Raw genomic sequence first — 26,347 nt, 5'->3', positions numbered from 1 at the left:
TTGAAGCCGTATTCCAGTTATTATTGTGTAGTTTCTGTCGTTTCAAAGCTGTCGAAACATTTCTTCACGTAGTCCTGAACCAGCATTGTTGCCGGTGACCCGTCAGGTCGGTTTGTCGTTAGCACGCATTGCAGCCAGAGCCCGTCAATCATCGCAGCTGTACCTTCTGCCGCTGTAATCGCCGTCTCTCGATCTGTGACGCGGTGGTATTCCGCAGTGAGGTTCGAGATCAGCCGTCGGTGGTAGATCTGAAGCAACCGGCGTGTTCCCGGTTCCGTTCGTGCCACCACATAAAACGCAAACCACGCCGAGATAACGGAGGGCTGAAACTGCTCATCGCTGAAGTTGGTATGGATGATCGCATCGATCCGCTCCATAGGGGTTTTCGTCTTCAGCAAGCGCTTGCGGGATTGCTTGCTCAAGTCCGTCAGCAAAAAGCTTATGGTCGCGTTGAAGACAGCTGCCTTCGAGCCAAAGTAGTGATGTGGCAGGCCCGTCGAAACGCCGGCATTCTTGGCAATATCTGCCATTGTTGTCGCTGCGTACCCCTTTTCATGGATCGCTTTGATCGTTGCCATAATTATCGAGGTTTTGCGTTCCTCTTCCATTCCGACCTTAGGCATTTGTGCCGAACTCACTCCAAGATTATTTTTATTGAACGTTCAATCAATAAAAATAGTTCTTAGAACATTTCGGAGCTTTTGAAAAGTATTGCACTCAGATTTATCGTAATTAATATCTGACGGAGAGGTTGCCTTTAGTCCATCGGGTGTTTATTAGCTTTAGTGAACGAAGGAATTTGAAAATTTAATTGTCGTCTAGGTAGTGTTTAGGACATGTTTTCTGCACAATTCTACGGCTCTATTAAATAAATATCGAAATTGGGGAGATTTACATGAGTGTTGCTAGTGGCCTGATAAAGAAACTTTCTACTTCTGCTTCAGTACTATTACTAATCACTGGGTCAGCTCTCGCCGCAGAAGCGGAAGCCTGTAAAACCGTACGCTTCTCTGACGTGGGCTGGACAGACATCACCGCAACCACCGCCACAGCAACGTCTGTGCTGGACGCGCTCGGTTACGAAACAGACGTAAAAGTACTTTCCGTTCCAGTCACTTATGCGTCTCTCGCAAACAACGATATTGATGTATTCCTTGGCAACTGGATGCCGACAATGGAAGCTGATATTGCGAAATATCGCGAAGCTGGCACCGTTGATACTGTTCAAACCAACCTGACTGGCGCCAAGTATACTTTGGCTGTTCCTAAGTATACCTATGACAAGGGTTTGAAGGACTTTGCGGACATCGCAAAATTCTCTGGAGACCTTGATGGCGAGATCTACGGCATTGAAGCAGGCAACGATGGTAACCGTCTGATCCTCGATATGATCGAGAAAAACGCGTTCGGCCTCAACAAAATCGACCTCGTCGAATCATCTGAAGCTGGCATGCTGTCCCAGGTCGCGCGTAAAACTCGCAAGAACCAGGACATCGTCTTCCTCGGTTGGGCTCCGCACCCAATGAACTCCAATTTTGAGCTGGAGTACCTCACCGGTGGTGACGAGTTCTTCGGTCCAAACTTCGGTGGCGCTGACGTTCTGACCAACACCCGCGCAGGTTACTCTGCTGAGTGTGCGAACATGGGCAAATTCCTTCAGAACCTCACCTTCTCCCTGCAGATGGAGAACGAGATCATGAACGGTATTCTGAACGACGGTGAAGAGCCAACAGACGCAGCAAAAGCATGGATCAAGAAGAACCCTGAGGCTCTTGATAAATGGCTTGCTGGCGTAACTACTTTTGACGGTAAAGACGGTCTTGCTGCTGCAAAGACTGCATTCGGCCTCTAAGGGTCATTACCGAGCATGAATTGAGAGGCGGATGCGATACACTCGCAGTCCGCCTCTTAGCGCATTATTCCAGAACACTCCGGCACCTGGAATAACCATTGCGCACTGGGGCAAGCTGCTTGTCGGTACCAATAATTTTGTATCCTGCCCTACAAATGAAATGACGTTAACGCGTTGACACACAATAACAAAATCTGAGGTTTCCCGTGGAGTGGCTAACAGAGCACAAACTACCCATCGGCAAATGGGCCAAGTGGGGAGTTGACTGGCTCACCGACAATGCAAGTGGCTTTTTCGATGCGATTTCCGTTGCAATCGAATGGCTCATCGACAGTGTACTATGGGTTCTACAAGCCCCTCACCCGCTCGGCATTGTGGTCATTGCCACAGCTTTGGCCTTTGTGGTCAGAAGATCCTTCGTCTTTTCAGCGTTTGTTGCGGTGAGCCTGCTGCTCATCATCAATCAGGGCTATTGGGATGAAACCACAGAAACGCTGGCGCTGATCCTCAGCTCCACCTTTATCTGTATGTTGATTGGTATTCCTGTCGGCGTTTACTCCGCGCATCACCCTAAGTTCTTCTCATGGGTACGGCCTGTGCTGGATTTGATGCAGACAATTCCAACGTTTGTCTACCTGATCCCCGCCCTGATCCTGTTCGGACTGGGTGTCGTTCCAGGTCTGATTTCAACTGTCGTCTTCGCCCTGCCCGCATCCATTCGCCTAACCCAGATTGGTGTTGCCTCCACGCCGCAACATCTGCTGGAAGCTGGTGAAGCTTTTGGCGCGACCTATTGGCAGAAGCTCTTTAAGATTGAGCTGCCATATGCGCTGCCAAACATCATGGCTGGCCTGACGCAAACCATCATGTTGTCACTGTCCATGGTTGTGATCGCCGCCCTTGTTGGTGCGGATGGCCTTGGTGTTCCAACACTTCGTGCGTTGAACACAGTGAACATCGCTAAAGGATTTGAGGTTGGTATTGCAATCGTGCTGATTGCTATTGTGCTTGACCGTTTCTTCAAAAGCTCAGAAGAAAAGGGCAGCAAAAAATGACCAATCCTGTTGTTTCCTTCAAAAACCTTTCCATTGTTTTCGGCGATCAGCCCGACGCTGCCCTGCCCTTAATTGATGCCGGCAAAAGCCGCGCTGAAATTCAGGATCAAACCGGCCAGCTGGTTGGGGTTGCCAACGCGACCTTCGACATCCAGCAGGGCGAACTTCTCGTTCTCATGGGCCTGTCCGGTTCTGGTAAGTCCACCCTGCTCCGCGCCATCAACGGCCTGAACAAGGTTTGCCGCGGCGAAGTGCTCGTTGCTGACGATGGCGAGCAGGTCAACCCAACCACCTGCTCTACCTCGCGCCTGCGCAAACTGCGCCGCGAACGTGTTGCCATGGTATTCCAGCAGTTCGGCCTGCTGCCTTGGCGCACCGTGCGAGACAATGTTGGCTTCGGTCTGGAACTATCTGGCATTCCTAAGACCCAGCGTCTGGAACGTGTCGAAGAACAGTTGGAACTTGTTGGTCTTGGCGGCTGGGGCGACAAATACGTGCATGAGCTTTCCGGCGGCATGCAGCAGCGTGTTGGTCTGGCGCGCGCCTTTGCAACAGATGCTCCAATCTTGCTGATGGATGAGCCGTTCTCTGCGCTCGATCCTCTCATTCGCAGCCGTTTGCAGGATGAGTTGCTGGAGCTGCAGGAAAGACTACACAGAACCATCGTGTTCGTGAGCCATGATCTTGATGAGGCCGCCAAAATCGGCAACCGCATCGCCATCATGGAAGGTGGTCATGTGGTGCAGATCGGCACTCCGCAGGAAATCGTGAAGAAACCAGCGGATGAGTACGTTGAGTCCTTTGTCGCGCACATGAACCCACTCAACGTTCTGCACGCTGAAGACATCATGACTGATCTCTCGCAGATGAGTGCTGATGTGATCGTGAGCGTTGAAGAGATGCCAAAGTGCACAGCAAAGCAGATGATCCGCGAAGTGATTGAGATGAAACGCCACAGCGCTGGTCCAATCGCAGTTTATCGCGGAGACCGCCCGGTCGGTATCATTCGCGAACAGGAAATCATGGACTGCTTCGTTTAGGACGCAGAACATTCATCGATTCTACACAGGCGCATCTGCAAAGGTGCGCCTGTTTTCGTTAACCTAAGAAATCCTCAGGCATTCACGACCTAAGAGTTGCTTTAGAAGAATAGTGCTCACTCAACCCTCGGATGTTTGCATAATTTGACGAGTGGAATTACAGAGAAAGACGTTTTTATTTAAAAAATTTGGATCGTGCCATGACTATTGAAGTTGCTCAGGAAAATCCGGGCTCACCAAAGCGGAGTTATATTCTCTTTTCTGGTGGTTCGTTCTTCGCGCGGGTTATGAAGTGGGTCACCCTGACGGTTATCACGCTGGGTATCTACCGTTTCTGGGCAATGACAGGCCTGCGCAGATCTCTCTGGTCTGCGACCCATTTGGAAGGCGATCATCTTCGCTACCATGGCACGGGTAAAGAACTCTTTATTGGTTTTCTGATTGCTCTGGCGATCCTAATACCATTCTATGCGCTTGGTTTCGGCCTTCAGTTTATGGGCCTGATTGCAACAATCATTGGCTTTGCCATTATGTTTGTAGTCGGTTTTCTGCTCACACCCTACGCCTTGTTCCGCCGCCGCAGATACCTGCTGACTCGCACAAGCTGGCGCGGCATTCGCTTCCACATGCAAGGCTCTGCTTGGCGTTATGTGGGCGTTTGGCTTTTCTGGACTATCCTGTCAGTCATTACTCTGGGCATTGCTCTACCATGGCGTATGGCAAAGCTGGACAGAATGCTGGCAGAAGCCAGTTATTTTGGAAATCAGCAGTTTAGCTATTCTGCAACTCCAAAAAATTACTTTGATGCGTTGTTGCCAGCTTATGCGCTGGCTGTTGTCTTGTTCATTCCAATTGCGCTGATTGGCCCATCTGTATTTGCGGCTGCAATAATTGCTCCTATGCTCACATTTTTCACGTGGCCTTACATCGCGGCTGATATCTTCCGTCTGCAAGTCAACTCCACAAAGATTGGCGATGCTAGCTTTGAGAGCCATATCGGGGCCTCCAAGTTCTATGGCGCCTACATCATTCATGCTGTGATTGTTGGGGTTGGTGTTGCTATTGTTGGAGCAATCGGCACCTTGCTAGCCTTAACTATTGGGGTCCAAATAGAGCCGGAGAGCGGCTTGTTCAGTCTTGCTGCCCTGCCAGTTTTTGCCCTTTATTATGGCGTTCTGCTGTTTGCTAACATGATGGTTTTGCAAGTCATGATGTTTGAGTGGAAAATGAGCAGTACTGTGGTGATCAATGCACACAGCGTACAAGATGCAATTGCGGGGGGCGATCTGGAAAATGCAGTTGGCATGGGGCTTGCTGATACGCTTGATGCAGGGTTTGAAGTTATCTGACCATGAAGTTACTGCTTGGAAACGCTGAGTTCTTTGATGGCACGTCTGCAGCTGTACGCAACTGTCAGATCTGGTTTGACTATGATGAGATGGTCCTGACAGATCTGGCAGGCAATCAGGAATATGCGCGCTGGTCCGCGGCAAAGCTGCTCTGTGATTGGACATCTCAAACCGCCATGGTGGTAGAGCTGAACAAGCCGACAAGCACTGCTTACGTCAAAATTACGAATACAGAGACCGCGCAATCCGTTGAGCGCAAAATTCGTTTGGTAGCGGGCCTTCCAAAGCGCGAAAACACAAAAAAAATCGTGTTTGGCAGCTTGGCATCCATTGCCCTGATTGCACTTGCGCTGATTTACTTTTTACCTGCGTTCTCCAAATACGCGGTTCACAACGTGCCGAAGTCCTGGGAAGCGGAACTTGGCAAGAGCCTTGAAGAAACACTGATCCCGGCTTTGAGTGAAGAGAAAATCTGTAAGGCCTCAACGGGTCAGGCTGCCTTGGAGCAGATGGCAAAGCGCCTCACAAAGGGCATGGACTTGCCGTTTGACCCGGTGATGACAGTGGTTGAAAGTAAAATACCCAACGCTTTCGCCCTTCCCGGCGGCAGGATCACCATTCTCTCCAAAACGTTGGAAGTGGTTGACAGTCCTGACGAACTGGCCGCCGTGCTGGCGCATGAGCTTGGCCATGTCAAACACCGTCACTCCATGCAGCAGCTCATCAACGTGGCGGGCACGGGTATTGTCTTTTCCATGTTCATCGGAGACTTCACCGGCGGCAGCATCGTCGCCAGTGTTGGGGAGTCTATGCTCGACAGCTCTTACTCCAGAGACATGGAGCGTGAAGCCGACCTTTTCGCTGTTCAGATGCTGGAAAATGCAGGCGTAGATTCCACCGGGCTCGCGAGCTTCCTTGAAAAGATCGCAGCAGAGCACAGTGAAGCCAATGCTCTCACACAGGCTCTGGGCTTCCTCTCCAGCCATCCGCCAACACAAGAGCGCGTGGATACGCTGAATGAGCTTGCCGACCCAGAGGCAAAGAAAACGCCCGTTCTCAGTGAATGGCAATGGGAAAGCTTGAAGAATATCTGCTCTGAAACCGCAGAGTTAAGCGCTTAAATTGCGTGGCTGGGAACCAGATTCCCAGCCCCAAAGCACTCTTAATTCAACAGCTTCCCAAGGCGCACGGCAGTCTTCCCAACCAGTAACCGGCGACTTGGCATAATCAGCACGCAGTTGTCATGCGGTGTTGTGACAGGCGCGCCTCCATCCATCGCAATCACAGTTCCTTTCTCGGCAATGACCTCCATCCCAAGGTAATCATCGCTGAAACGGAAATTTTCATGCTGAACCGTAACAGGTACCACGATTTCTATCGTCTTTTGCGGAACCAGTGGCGGCTGTTCTGCAAGAAACGCCTCACCAAAATCAGCAGGCACACATTCTGTTGCGCGCAGGAACCGGATAGACGCTGCAATCGCCCGCGGCCCAGCCGCAGCTTCCCAATGTTGCCCGGCTTCCAGCAAAAGAGCGGCCTTTGGACTGGCCGGCTCGCCAAACCCATCATAATCACGCAGCCGCTTGCCTTCCTCATGGCCGGAATCGCAGATAATCCACTCAGGATCAGCCACTTGCTTGGCTAACGCACGGCCTTTCTCCTGATCGCCAGCAAGCATAAGCGGCGGATTCTTGTGCTGCATGCTATGCAAGTCCAGCAGGTAATCTACGGTATCGACAACAGGACGCACTTCGCGTGCTCGTTCCAGCTCGCGCGTCACTTCTGGGCCATTCAGCGAGCAATTTTGCCAAACGCGGTTGAAATCCTGATCCAGATAACGCGAAGCAGTTGGGTCATTCCGGTCAAACGAGTTGTAAGCCGCCACATTCATAAAAGCGAAGCTCAGCTTGCCGTGGACAGGGCGAACTTCCTGCTTAAACAGCCAGTCCAAAGCAACAGCGCCACACGGCTCATTGCCATGCACCAGCGCAGAAATCATCACATGCGGGCCAGCAGTGCCGGAATCAAATGTGGTGATCCAGTCCACTCCGGTATTGCCGACTTTGTAGGGCAGGATATCAGGGAAATCGATTTCGATAGGGTAAGCTGTACTTTCAATAATCATGGCAATGGTCCTTGAAAAGTATAGGTCACACCAGCCAAACAACCATATCTAGGCTGGTGTTGAATATGGGTCCTCAATCTCAAAGGCGCGCGTGAACTCAATGAATTTTCTGGCGATTGGCGTGCTTGGTGTCGTTGCGGGCAGTATAAAGGCGTTGAGGTAGGAGATGCGCGGCTTAAACGGCAGAAAAACCAGCGTTTCTGGATGGTTTCGCGCCACAGGAAACGGGTTGAGGACGCTGACACCAACACCTGCATGCACCAGCTCACTCACGGAGACGGCGGTAGAAGATTCGGCAACAATATTAGGCCGAATTCCCCGTTCCGCAAACATGCGCTCCAAAATCGCTCGCACAGGAAACCTTCGTGTGAGGGCGACAAAATCTTGCCCATCGAAGTCCTCAGGCTCAATAAATGCTTTGCTGGCAAGGGGATGATCCCGATGCAAAACCGCATGTGCAATGGCAGAGCGCAGCGGTTCCAGGGTTAATCCAGCGTGTTTGGATAACCCGTCGGTAATCCCCAAATCGGCATGCCCTTCAGCCACATGATTGCGAACATCCGAGGATGTACCAATCTCCAACTCAACCTTCTGCCCCGGATAAGCCTTGATGAAAGCAGCCATCACGCCCAGCAAAAAGCGGTGTGAGATTGTTGGCGGCGCAGCAAGGCGCAGCGGCTTGCTGCTGTGCTGAGAAACGAAGGTCTCGTTCTCAATCCCCGCCAACATCTCAAAAACAGCCTCAAGCTTCTCATTCAGCGCCAAAGCATCAGAGGTTGGCACAAGCCGACCGCTCTCCCGATTAAACAGTGTTTTACCGAGACGTTCCTCCAGATGCTTGATCGCGCGGCTCACTGCTGGCTGCGAAATACCGAGGCGAGCAGCAGCGGCAGTTGTTTTGCGAACGCTGATAACAGCGCGTAAAACTTCAAACTCTCGCAGGCTGAGACGGGGGCGTGTAGGGGTATCTGACATAGTTCTATGCGTTTTGATTATAAAATTTTGAATGACAATGTTGAAAACACATACTACGGTTTAAGTCAACCGCGAAGCTCTACCGGTGATTTGCCCGTTTTGGCAGAAGCACACTCATATAAAGAAGCAGCGGCATTGTTACTGGGCGAATGAATTTTAATCGCCAGAGGGAACGAAAATTTTGAGGGGGGAGCAGCAATGATTAAGCTGCACAAATGGCTTGCTGGAACAGCAAGTGCCATGTTGCTTATGGGTGGAATAGCGTCTGCTGAAGACCTGACAATCGGCTTGTCTTCAGAGCCGAGCGCGATTGACCCGCACTACCATAATCTGGGTCCGAACAATATGATTGCCTATCATATGTTTGACCGGCTTATTCACCAAAACGAAAAACAGCAGCTACAGCCTGGCCTCGCAACCAGCTGGAAGCCAATTAACGCCACCACATGGGAACTGAAACTGCGTGAAGGCGTCGTGTTCCATGATGGCAATCCGTTTAATGCGGATGACGTGGTGTTCTCATTTGAGCGCGCACCAAATGTGCCAAACTCACCATCCAGCTTTGCCACATACACCAAAGGCAAAACGGTCAAAAAGATTGATGACTACACAGTCCATATCGTGACTGAAAAGCCTTATCCGCTTGTTCCTAATGACATTTCAACCGTCAGTATCATCTCTGTAGAAGCCGGAACGGACGCGACAACCGAGATGTACAACTCCGGCAAGGCAACCGTTGGCTCCGGCCCATACAAATATGCTGAGTACGTGCCGGGTGATCGCATTGTTTTGGAGGCAAACCCTGATTACTGGGGTGCAAAGCCAAAATGGGACAAGGTAACCTTCAAGCCAATCAAATCCGGCCCGTCTCGTGTGGCTGCTTTGTTGGCAGGTGATGTTGATCTGATCAACGGCGTCCCAACAACAGACATTGAAGTGCTAAGCAGCAACGACAAAGTCTCCTTGTGGCAGGGGCCATCCAACCGCGTCATCTATCTGCATCTGGACCATGACCGCGACGACAGTCCATTCGTGAAAGCCATGGGCGGCGGCGCGATCAAAAACCCGCTGAAAGACCAGCGTGTTCGTGAGGCGATCTCCAAGGCCATCAGTCGTGATCTGATCGTTGAACGCGTGATGGAAGGCGTAGCCGTCAAAGCAGGTCAGCTTCTGCCAGATGGCTTCTTTGGTGTCAGCGAAAACCTGAAGCCGGTTGAGTATGATGCAAAGGGTGCGAAAGAATTGCTTGCAGCTGCCGGTGTTGGTGATGGCTTCGAACTGCGCATCCACGGCCCGAATGACCGTTACATCAACGATGCCAAGATCGTGGAAGCTATCGCACAGATGCTTAACCGCGTTGGCATCAAAACCGATGTGGAGACCATGCCGCGGTCTGTCTACTTCAAGCGCGCATCTCGTGGTGGTCCAAACAACACGCCCGAGTTCTCAATGGTTCTCGTGGGGTGGGGCGCTGGTTCTGGCGAAGCATCCTCACCACTCCGCTCTCTCATCCATACCTACGATAAGAGCCAGGGGTTCGGCTCTTCCAACCGTGGCCGCTACTCCAATGCTGAAGTGGACGCCATGATTGAAGAAGCTCTGGCAACTGTCGATGATGAAAAGCGTCAGGATCTGCTCGCAAAAGCAACTGAAATCGCCATCAACGATCAGGCGATCATTCCGCTGCATTATCAGGTGAATACGTGGGCGACCCGCAAGGGCCTAGAGTACCTGCCTCGCACGGATGAATACACCCTGTCCTGGGGCGTATCCGCTGAGTAATCGCATGCAAACAAAAGACCGGCATAGCGCTTATGCCGGTCTTTTTCTTTTCTAAGGCCAGCACTCACCTTAATTATTTCAATGGGTTGGCTTTACCTGCGAAAGATTTAAAGACATGTCTGTCTTCGTTCTCAGACGCCTGATGCAAAGTGGCATAGTCATGATTGCTATGTCCGTCATTGTGTTCTTTGGCGTGAATGTGGTGGGGGACCCCATCGATATGCTGGTCGCACCGGATGCGGATCAGGCCGAGATTGAGCGCGTCATCCGCGACTTCGGCCTCGATAAGCCCGTGTGGCAGCAATATACGGTCTTCGTCAGCAACGCCTTCAAAGGAGATCTGGGCACCTCCTTTATCTTTGGTGAGTCAGCGCTCAAGCTTATTGTAGAGCGGATGCCTGCCACGCTGGAACTCGCCTTCATGGCGCTCCTCATGGCGGTTGTCATTGGCATTCCGTTAGGTCTTTACGCGGGTCTACGCCCCAACGCCATCTCCTCACGCCTCATCATGAGCGGCTCAATTCTGGGCTTTTCACTGCCCACATTTTGGGTTGGCATCATGATGATCATGCTCTTCGCCGTGATGCTAGACTGGGTGCCCGCTACAGGGCGTGGAGACACCATCTCGGTGCTCGGCATGCAGGTCTCGTTCCTCACCGCAGATGGCTTGTCTCACATTGTTCTACCGGCACTCAATCTCGCGCTCTTAAAAATCTCGCTGGTGATCCGCTTGACACGGGCAGGGGTGCGGGAAGTGATGCATATGGATTTTATTAAATTCGCTCGCGCCAAAGGTCTCTCTGCCAACCGCATTGTTATGGTGCACCTGTTCAAGAACATCATGATCCCCGTGGTTACAGTCCTTGGCTTGGAATTCGGCTCTCTCATTGCTTTTTCGGTAGTTACAGAAACCATCTTCGCATGGCCCGGCATGGGTAAGCTGCTCATCGATGCCATTCAGCAGCTAGATCGCCCGATCATCGTGGCCTATCTGATGATTATCGTGGTGCTCTTCGTCGTCATCAACCTCATTGTTGACATCCTCTACTCCATTTTGGACCCGCGAGTGCGGCTTCAGGATGCGGCGAACTAAGGGGCATCTCATGACCATAGAAACAAGCCTCAAACCACCGCGAAAGCAGCTCTTCTCTGGCGATACTCCCATGAGCCGCTTCCTCTCAGAGTTTGTTGAGAGCAAAGTTGCCGTCGTCGCTGCGCTCCTACTGTTCACGATCATTATGGCAGCACTGTTCGCCCCATGGATCACCCCGCAAAACCCTTATGACCTAGCCCAAGTCAGCGTGCTGGATGCACGCATGGAGCCAGGAGAGCAAAGCTTTGACGGGTACACCTTCTGGCTCGGCACAGATGGGGCAGGGCGTGACCTCTTCTCTGCGATCCTCTACGGCTTGCGCATTTCGCTCTCTGTTGGTGTCACCAGCGGCATCATCGCACTCATCATCGGCATGTCCGTCGGTCTGATCGCAGCTTATGTTGGAGGCCGTACAGAAACCTTCATCATGCGTATCGTAGACCTGCAGCTTTCCTTCCCAGCCTCTCTGGTTGCTTTGATGTTGCTGGCATTGATGGGCAAAGGCGTCGACAAAATCATCCTCGCCCTCGTTGTCGCGCAATGGGCCTACTACGCCCGAACGGTGAGGGGAACAGCCCTTGTTGAACGTGGGAAGGAGTACGTGGAAGCCGTCACTTGCCTTGGCCTTAGTCATGCCCGCGTGCTCTTCCTGCACATCATGCCAAATTGTCTGCCGTCACTCATTGTGGTTGGAACGGTTCAGACCGCCCACGCCATTGCGCTGGAAGCAACCCTGTCGTTCCTCGGTGTTGGTCTGCCACAGACAGAACCATCTCTCGGCCTGCTCATTGCCAATGGCTTTGAGTACGTGATTAGCGGCAAATACTGGATTTCAATCTTCCCCGGCATAGCCCTGCTTGTCACCGTGGTTGCCATCAATCTGGTGGGCGATCAGTTGCGCGATGTCCTCAACCCGCGCCTGAGGAAGTGAGGACAAAAATGAACACGCCAAACACACTCACAGTCAAAAACCTCAAAACCCACTTCTTCACCAAGGCAGGTGTTGTCAAAGCCGTTGATGATGTCAGCTTCTCCGTCAAACCCGGTGAAATCCTCGGTCTCGTTGGTGAGAGTGGCTCTGGCAAAACCGTGACGGGTTTCTCGCTGATCGGTCTGGTGGACGAACCGGGCAGGGTGGTTGGTGGCTCGATCCTCCTCAATGGAGATGATCTGGCCAGAAAAGACGAAAAACAGTGGCGCGAGCTGCGAGGCAAGAAGATCGCCATGATCTTTCAGGACCCCATGATGACCCTTAATCCCGTCTTGCGCATCGACACGCAGATGATTGAGGCTATTCAGGCCCACGAGGACATATCCAAACAAGCGGCCAGAGAACGCTGCCGTGAAGCGTTCGTCCGCGTCGGCATCGCTTCACCGGATGAACGCCTCACGTCCTACCCGCACCAGTTCTCAGGCGGCATGAGACAGCGTGTGGCCATCGCCATCGCATTATTGCACGAGCCAGATCTGATCATCGCCGATGAACCAACAACGGCGCTGGACGTCACCATTCAGGCACAGATCCTCTACGAGGTCCGCAAGTTGTGTTCCGAGACCGGCATGTCCCTCATCTGGGTCACGCATGATCTGGCCGTCATCAGCGGTTTGGCAGATAGGATTGCCGTTATGTACGCTGGGCGGATTGTAGAGCAGGGCAGCATTGATGAGGTGCTGGACGCACCGCTGCACCCCTACACCAAGGGCCTCATTGAATCTGTCCCAAGCCGAAACAAACGCGGCGCCAAACTCTACCAGATCCCTGGCATGACACCCTCTTTGCTCAACTTGCCCGCTGGTTGCGCCTTTTCCAGTCGTTGCTCGGCAAAACAGAGTGATTGTCTGGTCGCCACGCCAGAGATCACGCAGTTAGGAGAGGAAAGGCAAGTCCGTTGCTTCCATCCTGTAAAGCAGGAGGAAATGGCATGACGCTTCTGGAAACTCCGGTCATCGAGCTGCAAGGCGTCTCCAAGCGCTTCACCAAAAAGCTGGACCTTGCTGAGAAAACACTTCGTTTCTTCGGTTCCAGTCTTAAGGAGCAGGTGGTTCACGCGGTCGATGATGTCTCGCTCAGCATTGCACCGGGCGAAGTGGTTGGTCTTGTTGGCGAAAGCGGCTGCGGAAAATCCACGCTGGGCCGCGTCGTGGCAGGCATCCATGAGGCCAGCAACGGCACCGTTCAGTTCCATGGAGACAACGTCAAACAGCTCTCCGGTGCGGATGCCAAAAATGCCCAACTGAAGGTGCAGATGATCTTTCAGGACCCCATGTCCTCTCTCAACCCACGCAAACGGGTGAATGAGATCATCGGGGAAGCCCCGCGTGTCCATGGCCTTGTCTCAAAGGCAGAGCTCTCCGACTATGTGGACCAGATGCTTCTCCGCGTCGGCTTAGATCCAGATTTCAAAACCCGCTACCCGCATCAGTTCTCCGGCGGACAGCGTCAACGCATCGGCATCGCCCGCGCCTTGGCCGTAAACCCGGAATTCCTTGTCTGTGATGAGTCCATTGCAGCGCTGGATGTGTCCATTCAGGCGCAGGTCATCAACCTTTTCATGGACTTGCGGGCACAGCTCGGCCTCACTTATCTGTTCATCAGTCATGATCTCGGCGTAGTGGAGCACCTCTCGGACCGTGTGGTGATCATGTATCTGGGCCGCGTAGTTGAGATTGCAAAAACGGATGAACTCTTCTCCAAGCCCAACCACCCCTACACGCAGGCCCTGCTGCGCGAAGTCCCGCGCATTGACGCCCGCAAACAGGTGTATGAGCCGATCAAAGGCGAAATCCCGTCACCTCTTGCACCACCAGGCGGATGTCATTTCCATCCGCGCTGTCCATTTGCCACCAAACGATGCTCAGAGCAGCAGCCAACCCTGAGGGAAATTGCTCCCGGCCATGTCTCTGCCTGTCACCTTAATGATGCCTAGTTAAACCAAAAACATTTGAGAGAAACACATTGCCCCAATCCATCGAAAACGTGCTGAACATCCATCGACCCATAGAGCTGACCAACCCGCTGGTGGTGGATTCTCCTCATTCCGGAGAGATCTACCCCGCGGACTTCCGCCCCTGTGTGCCCGCCAGCCGCTACAAATGCGCAGAAGACAGATACGTCCACGAACTCTTTGAAAAAGCAGCTGAAACCGGTGGCGTCTACCTCGAGGCGCTCTTCCCTCGCATCTATATCGATCCAAATCGACGTGCCGACAACATTGACCCGGCTACCATCAAAGGCTGGACACGAGCTGCAAAACCAGATTTCCGCAGTGACCTTGGCAAAGGCCTCATCTGGACAGAAGCCCCACCCACCAGCGGTCCGCTTTATGACCGTGAACTGAGCGTTGCGGAGATCGAGAACCGCATAGATGCCTATTACACACCCTACTACGACGCACTCACGCGGCTGATGGAACAAGCCCATGCGCGTTTCGGTGTGGCCTATCACCTGGATTGCCACAGCATGCAGGCGGTCTCCACCGTCATGCACGAAACTGGAGCAGGTGAGAAGCGGCCAGACATCACCCTCAGTGATCGGGATGGTACCACCTGCGACCGCGAATACATCTACACCGCTTGGGAGATCCTCACGAGCCTTGGCTATGAGGTGAAGATCAATGATCCCTACAAAGGCGCAGAACTGGTCATTCACACAGGCCGCCCCCAACAAGGCTGGCACTCCCTCCAGATCGAAGTCAGCCGTGGCCTCTACATGAGCGAAGTAACACTCGAAAAGTACCCGAACTTCAACAATCTCCAACAAGACCTGGGAAACTTCGTGAATCGCCTCTCCGAGTTCACAAAACAAAAAATCCAGCAGCCCGTTTGACTTAACAAACTTTGTAGAGCGGAATTAGGAGATATATTTGCCTTAAAAGCTATCCAGAATTTAAGCAGGCCTATGAGGCAGCTCGCCGTTTTGCTGCTGACAGCCTTGTTGATGAGATGTTGGAGATTGCGGATGATGCTCGCAATGACTGGATGGAGCGCATCAATCGAAGTGAAACCACAGCGGTTTTCAATGCAGAAAACGTTCAACGTTCGCGCTTGCGCATACAAACGCGCCAGTGGATTGCAGAGAAGCGTTGCCCTTCTCGCTATGGTCAAAAGATAAAAAGCGAAGTCACTGGAAAGGATGGGGGTGCCCTGCAAGCGGAAGTAACCGGGCTCGATATTCATGGAAAGAAGATGTCAGAGCTTGAAATTGCGCGTCGTGTTGCATTCCTTTTGCAGAAAAGCGCGCAAGCACATAATTGGCTATCAAATCAAACGTAGTTTGGTTTTCAATGGGCAGGAATAGATCCGCCCATTGATTTGATCTCTTGTGCTTAGTTACTCAGAGTGCGCTCGAAAGTAATCAATTGCTTCCGCGACTCTTGCCCTAATGGCTGCAGCGACGCGGTCATAACCCATTGTTCGGGCGATGGCATTAACTGGGTCCTCTTCGCTAAGCAAGTGCGGCTGCTCATCAATGAGACCGGCGATTTCTGCAATTGGAATATCCGTTACAGAGCGCCTGTAATCTTTGTTGATTGCAGGCCTGAAGCTAATGAGTTGCGTTTTGCTATCTTTTTCCCAAACGAAGGTGCCTGTTGTTTCCTCGTGAAGTTCGAAGTTTGCAAAGTGCTTCTCAATTTCGCGTCTCAATACAGCTCCAGTCCGACTCCAACCATGTGCTTTGGTAATACGCTGTGCCAATGCAGTATCTTTGATTGGCCCTTCATCCGAAACGATTTTTCTGATCATCTCTGACAGGGTCGGGGCGTAATCAGAGTCGTGGAACTTGTCTGGGTTCGGTGAAAGGCCAGAGAGGTCTGTCCACTCATACGGCTTTGATGTTGGCGATGGAACACTCGCTGCTGACATTGCAGAAGAGTTACCACGTAAGGGAGTGCTCTGTTCAGGTTCACCCCTATCAGCTTCCACCGCTTCCTCGGGATCTTCAGGAGATGCCTCTAGGGTGTCTTCATCAATTTGAGTTTCAACAGCAAGATGCTCTTCTTCGCGTTTTTCAGCCTCTGCTGCTCGCTCTGCCTTCAATTTATCTGCGGCGCGGCTATCGACTAACAGATCTCGCAGTTTGTGGTGAATCTCGTCTGCTACATGTTGAGAGTCGTACCACCAATCAGGAGACCAAATACGAAGGATTTCCCAGCCTAGATTGCGCAGTACCTGCTCGCGTACTTTATCGCGATCACGTGCCGTTGCTGAACTATGGTATGTTGCTCCATCGCATTCTACGCCAGCAATAAACGCTCCGGGTTTATCTGGGTGTACAATGCCTAAATCTACTCTGAAGCCTGACACCCCGACTTGCGGAACAATTGTCCAGCCTCGCATCTGGAGTGCTTCGGACACAGCTTCTTCGAATGGGCTATCATAGCCTCCCACAGAACCATCGTCTGAAGCTGCTAGCGCAATTGTGCCTTTTTCAGCAAAGCTCAGAAACTCCTTAAGATGCTTTACGCCAAGGGCTTTTGTCCGAGATGTATCAATAGCATCTGCTGTAACTGTACTGAAAATGAGTAGTTCTTCGCGTGCGCGGGTTATTGCAACGTTTAGTCTGCGTTCACCGCCATCTTTGTTGATTGCACCAAACGACATGGACATTTTGCCTGCAATGTCGGGGGCAAACGTAATCGAGAACATCATAACATCGCGTTCGTCACCCTGAACGTTTTCAAGGTTGCGCACGATGACAGGTTCAATGCGTTCATCAGCAAAGAACCATTCCAACTCAGGATGATTGCGTAACTCGGCGTCAAACAAATCCTGAATCAAACTTTGCTGCTGTTGGTTGAAGGTTATTACACCAAGTGTAGGACGATCTTCTTCCGGCAGATCAATCCACTTGCGCAGGCGTTTAACAGCTTCTTTTACGATGTTTTGGGCTTCTAGCTTATTAGTTCTGCTCTTGCCTCGGTCATAGATTGCATCCGGCGTGTGAACGAGTTTTACAGCACGGTCTGCCACGACAGGTGATGGGAATGTAATCAACCTGTTATCGTAGTAGTGCCAGTTGGAGAATGCGATGAGAGACTCGTGACGACTGCGGTAGTGCCAATTCAGTTGTAAGTTAGGTAAACCAGAGGCTTTCGCCTCTTCAAGGATGCTTTCCAGATCCTTCTCGTAGGCTTCTAGCTCTTCATCATCATCTTGTTCTGAGCGGCCAAAGAAGTTGGTTGGAGGCAGCTGCTTAGGGTCACCCACAATGATAGTTTGCGTACCACGTGCGATTGCTCCAACAGCATCCCAAGTCGTGATCTGGGAAGCCTCATCGAAAATCACCACATCAAACTGTGATTGGCCCGCAGGAAGATACTGCGAAATTGACAGCGGAGACATAAGAAGGCAGGGAGCCAGCTTACTAAATGTTCCAGGCATTGCCGAAATAACGTCACGAATAGACTTGCTTGGCCGCTTCAAGTTCATTTGGTGGCGAAGCGTTCCAAGTTCGGAGCTTTTTGGAACGGCATGCTGTGATGGCAGCTTATGGTTTAGGGCAGATTGTACTTTGTATGCCGCAGTAGCCCGCACTTGATCATCGAGCTTTCGGAATTGCTGTAACATTTCCTCATGCTTGAAGCGCTTGAAGCTGCGAAGAACAGGAGTGTTATCAATCGCTTCAGGAAGCCACCAGTTTGCGAAGGCGACAGCAAAACGTTTCCCTAAGTCCTCATGAGGGATGAGTTTGTTCTCAACAGCTTCAATAAATGGCGTAAGGTCTTGATTTTCAGCAGTTGTTTTGACTTTCTGCCATTCGGTCCAAATTTGAAGTTGTTTTGCATTTTCTTTTAAGACGCTGAGATCGTCCTGCAGTTTTTGCAAGATACCAGCTCCTTCAAAGTGATCTTTGTTAGAGCCGGTGATATCGCAAAAGCGACCTAACTCGGCACGAAAGAGTTTTGCTGCTTCAATCAGCTTTGATGCCTGCAAGCGCAGTGGGTCATCAGCTCTTCCCTCAGACAGGCTAGAGCGGAGTTTTTCGTTTTTGAAGACCGTTGCGTTGCTAAGATGATTTATTTGTCGGAAGGCCGCATCAATTTTGCCTGCGAGGTCGAAGTACGACAGAAGCTCATTTGGATCGGTGCCAGTTCCATTCCAATCAGGGAAGAACTTCGTTTCTTCCTGATCTTCTAGCGAGGTTAATGCGTCTTGCATTTCTCGTAGGCATGCAATGTCAGTTTCAGGGTTGGCCTCCCCGGCGCGTGCATAAGTTTGCAGGAGCTTTTTCACTTTCCCTTTAGCAAATACTGAGAATGGCCACATTTTTGAACAGGCTTCTCGCCAGCTGTGATCGAGAGAATCTATGGGTAATCTCAAGATTGTTTTTTCGTCATAAGACGCGCTGAGTGATTGCCCTGCAGCTTTAAAAAGAACTAAATCTTCTTCAAGACTCCGTACCGTTTCCTTGATTTCGTCGAGGCGCTCTTCGAAGATTACCCCTAGCTCTGTTCCTTGTGTCGACAGCAGTAACTCAGCGAGAGAGCAGATATCTTCAATATCGGATAGCGTGAGATCAATACTTGCTTTGAAGTCTGTGTACTTATTGAAGGCATCAAGCTGACTTAATAGCTCATGAATCGCCCTAGATACATCACCAACCACGTTTATGAGGTCATGCTCCCAGCGTACAGACCAATCTTGGTGCTTCACGAGGTTGAGAGCGGGGATTGGCTGTACTTCACGGTGCACACTGGCGATGTTGCTTACAGTGTCCTGAAGCTGTGCAAGCGTTTCCTTCCCAATGCTTCTGTCGTTATCCCATGTGAGTTTTGGGATGTATTCATTGGCATGTTTTACAGCCAACCCCAGAGCATCAAATACAGTAAGTCCACATGCTGAAGGCGTGTGAAGGGCAGTAATATAATCGTTGAGGTGATCTCGGCGAACTTTGAGCTGCTCGTTGATGCGCACCCATTCGCCTGTATCTGGCTTTGAACCTTGCTCCCACGAAGTCTTAAGTTGCTCCAAAAACTGCTTTCGTTCAGCTTTGTTTGAATGCAGCTCTAAGCAGAACTCGCCTAACCCATGTTCTCGTAAGCGACGATAAACAACGTCTAGTGCAGCAGTCTTTTCAGCGACAAACAAAACACTTTTGTTGTTAGCCAAGCATTGAGCGATCATGTTTGTGATGGTTTGGCTTTTGCCAGTACCGGGAGGGCCGACAAGGATGAAATCCTGACCTTCCACCGCAGCCATGACAGCGCTTAGTTGAGATGAGTCCGCAGGGAGCGGGGTGATGATGTCTTTCGGATCGTATTTTACATCGATATCGCGCTCAGATGGAAAAGCCGTTGAAACACCCGGTTCAAATGCCTTGTCTGGGTTATCAATTAAGTGCCTTACGACCCGGTTCTTACGCAGATCATCAGTACGCTCAACGAGGTCCTTCCACATAAGGAACTTGGCAAAAGAGAAGGTTGAGAGGGCCGTCTCATCAACAACTTCAAAGCCCGGCACGTCACGTACCGCTTTTCGAACCATCTCAAATACGTAAGGAACGTCAATGCCACTCTCATCAGTTGGCAGTTTTGCGTCGAATGGTGGAAGAGAAAGATTGTAATCCTTCTTGAGAAACTCCATCAGAGTTGCGTTAAAACGGACTTCGTCTTCATGGTGCTCCAAATTGAAGCGAGATGCAGCGCTCTTACGTGTGAGCTTCACTGGGATAAGCAGCAGCGGAGCTTTGTAGGCCTTTTCGTCATCAGCTGACTTCTTCCAACGCAGGAAGCCGACTGCAAGGAACAAGGTGTTGGAGCCGCCCTCGTTCAGATCGTTCTTTGCGCGCCTGAAAAGCTCTGTCAGGCGCTTATCCAGCTCTCGTTTCTCTAAAGTGGAAGGAAGCTCGTTTCTTGCAATTGCTTGAGCTGCAAACTCTTCATCCAGATCTTGCCCGGTCTTTTTGAGATGCAGATCTTCATCGCGCTCCCCATGAGGATTCTCTTCTGGCAGCGAAATAACCCGAATTTTCTTCCGCTCAGCGAGGCGATCCTCCAGAAGCGGAACGTCCGTGCATAAAAATGGAACTGTTTGTTTGGTGGACTTAAAATTCAAAAGCCGGTTTCTCAACGACAGATCAAGCAGTTTATTCTGCCAGCGTGCGATTCGATCCTTTGGAGTACGTGGAGATTCTTTAGCTTCATCCGTAGGGAGCGCATCAAAGCTAGGTGCTTTAGGCAGAGGTAGAGTAGTCGCCTCAAACTCCGGCGCTTCAGCATGGTTTTCTGAAGATGCAGCTTGGTGTGACGCCATAGGACGAATTTGAGAAGCTCTGGCGCGTGCTATATCAATCGCGCCAATAAAACCCGCTTCGTTTTCTTCGTTCGTGTAACTTTTAGCAATCGCAATCGCTTTATCAAACTGGTCTGCCGGACGGCGGGTAATACCTGTTGTTTCGAACACAATAAGTTCGCGTGCAGCAAGCGCTTTTCTGATCTCAGTCGGATCTTGTTCAATAAGGGACGGAAGTGTTGTCTCTCTCAGCCAGAAACCGCAATAACTATGCCCCTCGATGATGAGAACGACAGGATTTAAGCCAATGGCTTCTAGGGCAGATGCAAAGAAGAGTGTGCTGTCGAAGCAAGTGGCAAGCCCCTGTTCTCGAATAGTAGAAGGACGCCGAACTTTCTGACCGTGAACTTCAAAACTCTTGGGTGGCTCTGCATACATTAAGCCCATTCCAGCCACAGCAGACCAGAGCGCTGCACCAAGCATGTAAACTCTCTTGGGATCCTTACTTTGGTATCCGTCCAGGGCGGGCGAGTATCCATATTTTACGAGAACTTCCCCGGCATCTCGCTGAACCTGAGCGATAGCAGGATCGTTTGGCATGACAAACGCAGCTGCAATGCTTGCCATGCCTGCAAAGCCGCCCCATTCGTCGCGAGCTAATAACCGCAATTCTTTTCTGTGCTCGGCGACAAGTTCCCCTTCAGCATTGCGCAGATGGAAAACTGCGACACCTTTTTCCGCCTCATCCAGTCCTCGCAGGTAATCTGGGTCTAAAGTCACCTCAAGATTTGAAAGGCTGAGTGTCTCGTCTGCAGGTAAGCGATCAATCTTCCAGCTCTTGGCCTTTGCGAATGACGGAGTGAAGCTTAGCTCTAGCGTAAGATTGTTCTGAGCGTGTTCTGCTGAGTTATGCAGTTCAACCATGGAGAGGAGGGGAACCGAGTTCTGCCAACTCGCATAATTCACGACGCTGGAGATTGTCACTTGGAATGAAACGCCGCAATCTGTCTCTTCAGCGCGTGCCTCTTGAGTGATCTCCAGCATGTTTGCCCCCTAATAAACGAAATGACTTTAATTCAAGATTTAACTTTCCATTAACATATTAGACGCGCACTACAACATCCTGAGAAGCCTCTCAGGACAAGGGACATATGAATTCTGAATATAAGTGAATTCCACTCAGCTTCGATTTAATTGTTACCGTCCAGACCAGAGTATAAATACGCAAATTTTGTGATTTGAGGCGCCGACAAGCCTCTGCTTTATTGAAACGGTTCATCGTAGGGAAACCTACGCTTTAATTCGGATGAGTATTTTGCAGTTAGTTGCAAAATGAAACGTTATGATGCTCTGAGAATGAAATTTATCATTCTTTCAGAGTGTCCTATTCGTTTTCATCAATGGAATGTTGAGGCATTAGATATGGCTGATAAATCCAAGATCTTTAATGCAGTCCGGCAAGCCATTGATGCGGCTCCTGAAGGAGGCAGAGCTGCGGAGATACATCTTCAGTCACTTAATATGCTGAAGAGCTAGAACATGTGACGGGTAAGGAGTTTGCTCATAGCGTGGGCATAAAAAAGTCTTTTGGAACTGAGTTCAACAAGATGAAGAATATCGTAAACCGCCTGAAGGAGGCTGGTCTCAACCTGCCAAAAATTTAGAGGACGATTGATCCTATTTGGTGAGTTACCAAATCACATGAACTGCCTGTTCGTGGTTACTATGTGGTTCCTTTGCTGAAATCCACAACCGCAAAAATCTATCTAACTCATTGAAAAATATGGTGCACCCGATAGGATTCGAACCTATGGCCTCTGCCTTCGGAGGGCAGCGCTCTATCCAACTGAGCTACGGGTGCCTGTGTCGGGCGTAGGTGCCCTTGAGGTGTTGTAGTCTTTACCCGATCCTAGGCCGCGCTGCAATGCGCCAATTACAACAACCCTCGAAAATGTGGAAAGGCGCGGGGAGAGCTTACCCCTCCCGCAAGATACCCAGTGGTGTCAGGTGGTTATCCCAGCTGACGCCAGCGTTCTGGCTGATAATCTGAGCCACACCATCCTCGGTTCCGCCAAAGCTGATGGCGCCGTTTCCGTCGGTAATCGCAAAACTGGTCTCGTCCAGCGGAGCCACACCGCAGCCATCTGCAACCTGGTGGAACCCGATGAAAGACCGCTGCGCCACATTCCAGTACAGGATTTTGCCACCACGCGGGCAGGAGGCTGCAATCACGTCGCCGGAGCGGTTCATCTCTACGCTGCCAACATAGTTCTGCAGACCCTTTGTAAGCTCCAGAGGCATCTCCAGCGCAGTGGCGGCCTTATCAAGCCCCAGATGCACCATCAGTGGAGGCGTTGCATCTGTCGCACCCTGAAACTGTCCGCCAACCCACACATCGCCATTGCCGTCAAAGCTCATGTGGCGCAGGGAAAGCTGGTGCAAGTCAGAACCCAGGGCCTGCTTGGCAAGCAGATCACCCGTTGCAGTGTCAATGAAAGCCACATTCGGCTTCATACTGTCCAGGTTCAGCTTCTCACGCCCCATGCCAGGATGGGTTTCAATCCCACCATTGGCGACAACAAGCTGCGAGCCATCGGGAGACATTAGCAGATCATGCGGCCCAACACCGTAGCTCTCGAACTCGCCGATCCGCATTGGCTGGTCACCGGACACATCATAAACGCCGATCACACCGCGCACGTTTACAAAGTCATTTTCAGGCGCATAAGCCAAACGGCCATCGGGGGAGAATACTCCGTGCCCATAGAAGTGGCGATCTTCTGGAGATGTAAAAACAACCGGCTCTCGCACACCCGTCAGGTCTGCAAGCACCGCAAATGTCTCGGGACGCCGCGCAAACGAAAGCAGGCGCATACTGTTGCGATCAAAGGAAATGGCATGCCCGCGATCCGGCAACGGGGTCTGGTACAGGATTTCGCCATCTTCGCTAAACACAGCAACAGCGTAACCGCCTGTTGGCGTACGCAAAGCACTGGCAAACAGCTGCAAGTCTTCCGCCTCAGCAAAAGGCAGGCCATTCGCAAAAGCCAGAGAATTGCCCGCGCTTAAAGCAACACCAGAGGCAGCAAGGCCGGTTAAAAACTGCCGTCTGCTGAGAGCAAGGGGCTTAGTCGCCATCAAGCGCATTAAAGCCTCCTGCGAGGCCAACATAGCCAGCAAGGTCTTCTGCCATTACAACTTTGATGCCATCGATAATGGTGATGAGATAACGCAGCTGCTCACGCACCTCTGGCTCTTTGCCTGTGTCCTGAAGTGGCGTTGGTAAGTTAGCAAGCACACGCTGTGCATTGGAGAACTCAAAGTTCAGTGAGCTTTCCACCCAGTCCTGCTCGTCTTCCAGCACCTTTGCGTAGCCGCCCGCATTCAAAGCACCCTGTAAACCAGCAAGGCTAGCTGAAAGGTAAGTGACAGCATTGCCACTGCGGGCAAACGGAGCCTTCTTTGGGTTGGCCTTTTTCTCGGTCTTGCCAAGCACAACAAGCAGATACTGGTCTTTGTTGACAATCAGCCCCGTGGTGATGGCATTGAACACCATCTCCGCAGCTTCTTTGTGGGTGTGCACCACACCGCCGCCTTTGGTTGGCTCCAGAAGAACTTTTGAAAAGCCCTCAGGATCAGCCCATTCGGCTTCAAGTTCCAATCCGGCACCAACCAGATTGATGCTGATGCTCTCGGCATAATCGCAAAGGTAAACAGCGTCCTTGCCTGAGCCAAGCGTCAAACTGCCATCACTGGCATAAGAGATGCGCTCAAGAGCAGTCAGCCCCTGCAAGGCAACGCTTTTGACAGAAAGAGAGGCAGGATCACGAACCGTGGGATCCTGCTTGGCAACCACTTTGTTAATCTGGCGACGCACCACACCGCGGCTGTCTGGCAAAAAGGCAAGGCGCTGAGCAAGGTTGTCCTGCGCCATTGGCCCATAGCGTAAAAAGTCAACGCCAGCGAGTGCGGCAACGGATTTGCTGAAAGCCTCGTTAAAGGCAGTGGTGCTTTCTGTCGTGGAATTGATGCACAAATCACCAGTCCGTTTCTCAAGGTCGCTTAGCGCGCTGACAAGCTGTTTGGTCGCCGGGCGAATATACTGCTCTACGCTGGAGCGCGGGAACTGAGCATAGTCAGTGGTATCTGCCGCAAAAGAGGGCGTAGAGACAATAGTTGCCGAGGCAAAGGCCAGGCTGAGAGTGACAGCAAGCTTAAACTGCATCAAAGAGACTCCAGGAACCGGATCAGATTAGCTCGATCCTTAGCAGGCATTTCAACTACACGGGTTTTGGCAGCTTCTGCTTCACCGCCGTGCCACAGCACAGCTTCCAGCAGGCCACGCGCACGTCCATCGTGCAGGAAGAACCTGTGATTATTGACAGTTTCTGTCAGTCCAATACCCCAAAGCGGCGGTGTTTTCCATTCATTTCCGCTGGCAGAACCTGTCGGGCGACCATCAGACAAGCCTTCACCCATATCGTGCAACAGCAGGTCTGTATAAGGCCAGATCAGTTGGAACTGATGCTCTGCATTTTCAGCTGTGCGGCTGGTGACATATTTAGGCGTGTGACAGCTTGCACAGCCTGTCTCGTAAAATACCTTTTTCCCAGCAAGCACTTGGACATCATTTGCATTGCGGCGCGCTGGCACAGCAAGGTTTTGAGAATAGAACACCACAAGGTCCAGAACCGGGTCTGGAGCCTCTGAAACACCAAGATGTGCCTGCTCACCATGCGCCTGCTCAAAGCACGTTGTCTGGGCTTCGGTGCAGTCGCCATAATTGCGCAGGTCATACGGTGTGGAAATACCGATATCGCCCGCAAATGCACCCGCAGATTGAGATTGCACGGTCGCGTTCAGGGCTTTCCAGCCAAAGCGGCCAATTTGCTTTACCTCTGGATCAGCGGGATTTACCCAACTCACACGGCCAGAAATGCCATCACTGTCAGCGTCATCCGGGTCTGCCTGCGAGGTGATGTCGGTTTCTGCAATCGCTTCCAGCAGGCCAAGGCCAATCATTGGCGGCGCAACACGAGCCGAAATCAACGCATGCTCAGACATCGGTCCGTAAGCCAGATTTTCAATGGTGTAGGTTGGCTTGCGTAAAGAGGCAGTCTCACCTTCAGAAAGATCAATCTTGATCTCTTCATAAGTGATCTTCATCTCACCTTCACCCGGAACACCTGGCACGCCAAAGTTCTGCAACTGGCCACCATAGGTCGGCTCGGGAAGGAGAGGGACTTCACCGCTCTCAATCAGAGCCCGCTCTTCCGGTGTGGAAGGGGCAACTGAGAGGCGCATGAAGATGGAAACTGGGCGTTCGTCATCAACCGGTGGGCGACCACGCCCTGCTTTCGGGTGACAGCTTTCGCAGGCGCGGGCATTAAACAACGGACCAAGACCGTCGGAGGCGCGCGTAGAACTCGGGGTCGATACCCAGAATTTCTGGAACAGGCTCTCACCCAGACGGAAGTCCTGATGCTGCTCGAAAGGGAGGTTGGCACTTGGGTAGGTAAAGACAGCGCGATTGAGAGGCTTCCGGGTCGTTGTTTTCCCCGCTTGCATCAACTCAAAATTTTCAGCTTTGGAGAAATCAGTCGGCGCCTTCAAAACCCGGCTGACTTTCGCTTTATCCCCGTCACTGAGATCGGTACGCTGGTTCAGATCAACAGCAGAAGCGGCGGGAATGAGGAAGCTGGTAAAAGCGGCGGTAGTGGCTATCACTCCTGCACGACGGCGAAGTGTGGCTGGAACCATTCCTGGCATAACGGGTGCCTGTATTTACATAGGCCTTCGCAAAAACGCTAAAACACGCAAATGAACGCACATAACAACGCAAACA

The 26,347-nt window shown here is 51.6% G+C and carries 21 protein-coding genes and 1 tRNA gene; 14 read left to right on the top strand and 8 right to left on the bottom strand.

Going from position 1 to position 26,347, the window contains the following annotated elements:
- Nucleotides 1-20: 20 nt before the first annotated feature.
- The gene (gene betI / locus PsAD5_RS27125) at nucleotides 21-623 is read right to left on the bottom strand and encodes a transcriptional regulator BetI (protein WP_063286301.1); all 603 of its coding nucleotides are present in this window, start codon (nucleotides 621-623) and stop codon (nucleotides 21-23) included.
- Nucleotides 624-895: 272 nt separating this feature from the next.
- Here betI and PsAD5_RS27120 point away from each other — a divergent pair, with 272 nt between their 5' ends.
- The 5 genes from PsAD5_RS27120 (at nucleotide 896) to PsAD5_RS27100 (ending at nucleotide 6,417) form a co-directional block, all read left to right on the top strand.
- The gene (locus tag PsAD5_RS27120; protein ID WP_063286302.1) at nucleotides 896-1,852 is read left to right on the top strand and encodes a choline ABC transporter substrate-binding protein; all 957 of its coding nucleotides are present in this window, start codon (nucleotides 896-898) and stop codon (nucleotides 1,850-1,852) included.
- Between the two features lie 206 nt (nucleotides 1,853-2,058).
- The gene (choW, locus tag PsAD5_RS27115) at nucleotides 2,059-2,907 is read left to right on the top strand and encodes a choline ABC transporter permease subunit (RefSeq protein WP_057463116.1); all 849 of its coding nucleotides are present in this window, start codon (nucleotides 2,059-2,061) and stop codon (nucleotides 2,905-2,907) included.
- Complete coding sequence (choV, locus tag PsAD5_RS27110; protein ID WP_063286303.1) at nucleotides 2,904-3,947, top strand: choline ABC transporter ATP-binding protein; 1,044 nt, start codon at nucleotides 2,904-2,906, stop codon at nucleotides 3,945-3,947. Before choW ends, choV begins: the two co-directional genes overlap by 4 nt.
- A 200-nt stretch (nucleotides 3,948-4,147) precedes the next feature.
- The gene (locus PsAD5_RS27105; protein WP_063294335.1) at nucleotides 4,148-5,296 is read left to right on the top strand and encodes a DUF898 family protein; all 1,149 of its coding nucleotides are present in this window, start codon (nucleotides 4,148-4,150) and stop codon (nucleotides 5,294-5,296) included.
- 2 nt (nucleotides 5,297-5,298) lie between these two features.
- Complete coding sequence (locus tag PsAD5_RS27100) at nucleotides 5,299-6,417, top strand: M48 family metallopeptidase (RefSeq protein ID WP_063294334.1); 1,119 nt, start codon at nucleotides 5,299-5,301, stop codon at nucleotides 6,415-6,417.
- A gap of 41 nt (nucleotides 6,418-6,458) precedes the next feature.
- Here the strand turns inward: PsAD5_RS27100 and PsAD5_RS27095 are convergent, their stop codons facing one another.
- Nucleotides 6,459-7,421, bottom strand: coding sequence for a M14 family metallopeptidase (locus PsAD5_RS27095; protein WP_063294333.1), 963 nt, complete (start codon nucleotides 7,419-7,421; stop codon nucleotides 6,459-6,461).
- Between the two features lie 48 nt (nucleotides 7,422-7,469).
- The gene (locus tag PsAD5_RS27090; protein ID WP_057463111.1) at nucleotides 7,470-8,396 is read right to left on the bottom strand and encodes a LysR family transcriptional regulator; all 927 of its coding nucleotides are present in this window, start codon (nucleotides 8,394-8,396) and stop codon (nucleotides 7,470-7,472) included.
- Nucleotides 8,397-8,594: 198 nt separating this feature from the next.
- Here PsAD5_RS27090 and PsAD5_RS27085 point away from each other — a divergent pair, with 198 nt between their 5' ends.
- From PsAD5_RS27085 to PsAD5_RS27055, 7 genes are all read left to right on the top strand, one after another.
- A complete protein-coding gene (locus PsAD5_RS27085; RefSeq protein WP_057463110.1) occupies nucleotides 8,595-10,178 on the top strand; it encodes an ABC transporter substrate-binding protein in 1,584 nt (527 codons plus the stop codon).
- A gap of 115 nt (nucleotides 10,179-10,293) precedes the next feature.
- On the top strand, nucleotides 10,294-11,271 hold the full coding sequence (locus PsAD5_RS27080; RefSeq protein ID WP_057463109.1) for an ABC transporter permease: 978 nt from the start codon (nucleotides 10,294-10,296) through the stop codon (nucleotides 11,269-11,271).
- A gap of 10 nt (nucleotides 11,272-11,281) precedes the next feature.
- Nucleotides 11,282-12,202 carry an ABC transporter permease gene (locus tag PsAD5_RS27075; protein ID WP_057463108.1) on the top strand — a complete coding sequence of 307 codons (921 nt, stop codon included), beginning with the start codon at nucleotides 11,282-11,284 and terminating at the stop codon, nucleotides 12,200-12,202.
- A gap of 8 nt (nucleotides 12,203-12,210) precedes the next feature.
- A complete protein-coding gene (locus PsAD5_RS27070) occupies nucleotides 12,211-13,197 on the top strand; it encodes an ABC transporter ATP-binding protein (RefSeq protein WP_063294332.1) in 987 nt (328 codons plus the stop codon).
- Nucleotides 13,194-14,198 carry an ABC transporter ATP-binding protein gene (locus tag PsAD5_RS27065; protein WP_057463106.1) on the top strand — a complete coding sequence of 335 codons (1,005 nt, stop codon included), beginning with the start codon at nucleotides 13,194-13,196 and terminating at the stop codon, nucleotides 14,196-14,198. The genes PsAD5_RS27070 and PsAD5_RS27065 overlap by 4 nt, the downstream gene beginning before the upstream one ends.
- Nucleotides 14,199-14,227: 29 nt before the next feature.
- Nucleotides 14,228-15,097, top strand: coding sequence for an N-formylglutamate amidohydrolase (locus tag PsAD5_RS27060; RefSeq protein ID WP_208988857.1), 870 nt, complete (start codon nucleotides 14,228-14,230; stop codon nucleotides 15,095-15,097).
- A gap of 23 nt (nucleotides 15,098-15,120) precedes the next feature.
- A complete protein-coding gene (locus PsAD5_RS27055; protein WP_342585884.1) occupies nucleotides 15,121-15,543 on the top strand; it encodes a terminase small subunit-like protein in 423 nt (140 codons plus the stop codon).
- A 57-nt stretch (nucleotides 15,544-15,600) separates the two neighbouring features.
- Here PsAD5_RS27055 and PsAD5_RS27050 read toward each other — a convergent pair whose 3' ends face one another.
- Nucleotides 15,601-21,546: a DUF3320 domain-containing protein gene (locus tag PsAD5_RS27050; RefSeq protein ID WP_063294330.1), complete on the bottom strand. Its 5,946-nt coding sequence runs from the start codon at nucleotides 21,544-21,546 to the stop codon at nucleotides 15,601-15,603.
- Nucleotides 21,547-21,834: 288 nt separating this feature from the next.
- Here PsAD5_RS27050 and PsAD5_RS28205 point away from each other — a divergent pair, with 288 nt between their 5' ends.
- Together PsAD5_RS28205 and PsAD5_RS28910 are read left to right on the top strand one after the other, a co-directional pair.
- On the top strand, nucleotides 21,835-22,038 hold the full coding sequence (locus PsAD5_RS28205; RefSeq protein WP_206599608.1) for a hypothetical protein: 204 nt from the start codon (nucleotides 21,835-21,837) through the stop codon (nucleotides 22,036-22,038).
- A 5-nt stretch (nucleotides 22,039-22,043) separates the two neighbouring features.
- Complete coding sequence (locus PsAD5_RS28910; protein ID WP_446737493.1) at nucleotides 22,044-22,166, top strand: HTH-like domain-containing protein; 123 nt, start codon at nucleotides 22,044-22,046, stop codon at nucleotides 22,164-22,166.
- 120 nt (nucleotides 22,167-22,286) lie between these two features.
- On the opposite strand, the gene PsAD5_RS27040 is transcribed toward PsAD5_RS28910, so the two are convergent.
- The 4 genes from PsAD5_RS27040 to PsAD5_RS27025 all read right to left on the bottom strand — a co-directional run bounded on the left by PsAD5_RS27040 (nucleotide 22,287) and on the right by PsAD5_RS27025 (nucleotide 26,271).
- A tRNA-Arg gene (locus PsAD5_RS27040) sits at nucleotides 22,287-22,363 on the bottom strand.
- A 113-nt stretch (nucleotides 22,364-22,476) separates the two neighbouring features.
- Nucleotides 22,477-23,640 (bottom strand): DUF1513 domain-containing protein, encoded by a 1,164-nt coding sequence (locus PsAD5_RS27035; RefSeq protein ID WP_063294403.1) that lies wholly within the window; start codon nucleotides 23,638-23,640, stop codon nucleotides 22,477-22,479.
- Entirely contained in the window at nucleotides 23,630-24,727 is a 1,098-nt protein-coding gene (locus PsAD5_RS27030) for an imelysin family protein (RefSeq protein WP_063294328.1), read from the bottom strand. Before PsAD5_RS27030 ends, PsAD5_RS27035 begins: the two co-directional genes overlap by 11 nt.
- Entirely contained in the window at nucleotides 24,727-26,271 is a 1,545-nt protein-coding gene (locus tag PsAD5_RS27025; protein ID WP_084406057.1) for a di-heme oxidoreductase family protein, read from the bottom strand. Before PsAD5_RS27025 ends, PsAD5_RS27030 begins: the two co-directional genes overlap by 1 nt.
- Nucleotides 26,272-26,347: the final 76 nt, after the last annotated feature.

The organism is Pseudovibrio sp. Ad5 (genome assembly GCF_001623095.1).
Taxonomy (GTDB): Bacteria; Pseudomonadota; Alphaproteobacteria; order Rhizobiales; family Stappiaceae; genus Pseudovibrio.
This window is presented reverse-complemented; position numbering and strand designations above follow the sequence as displayed.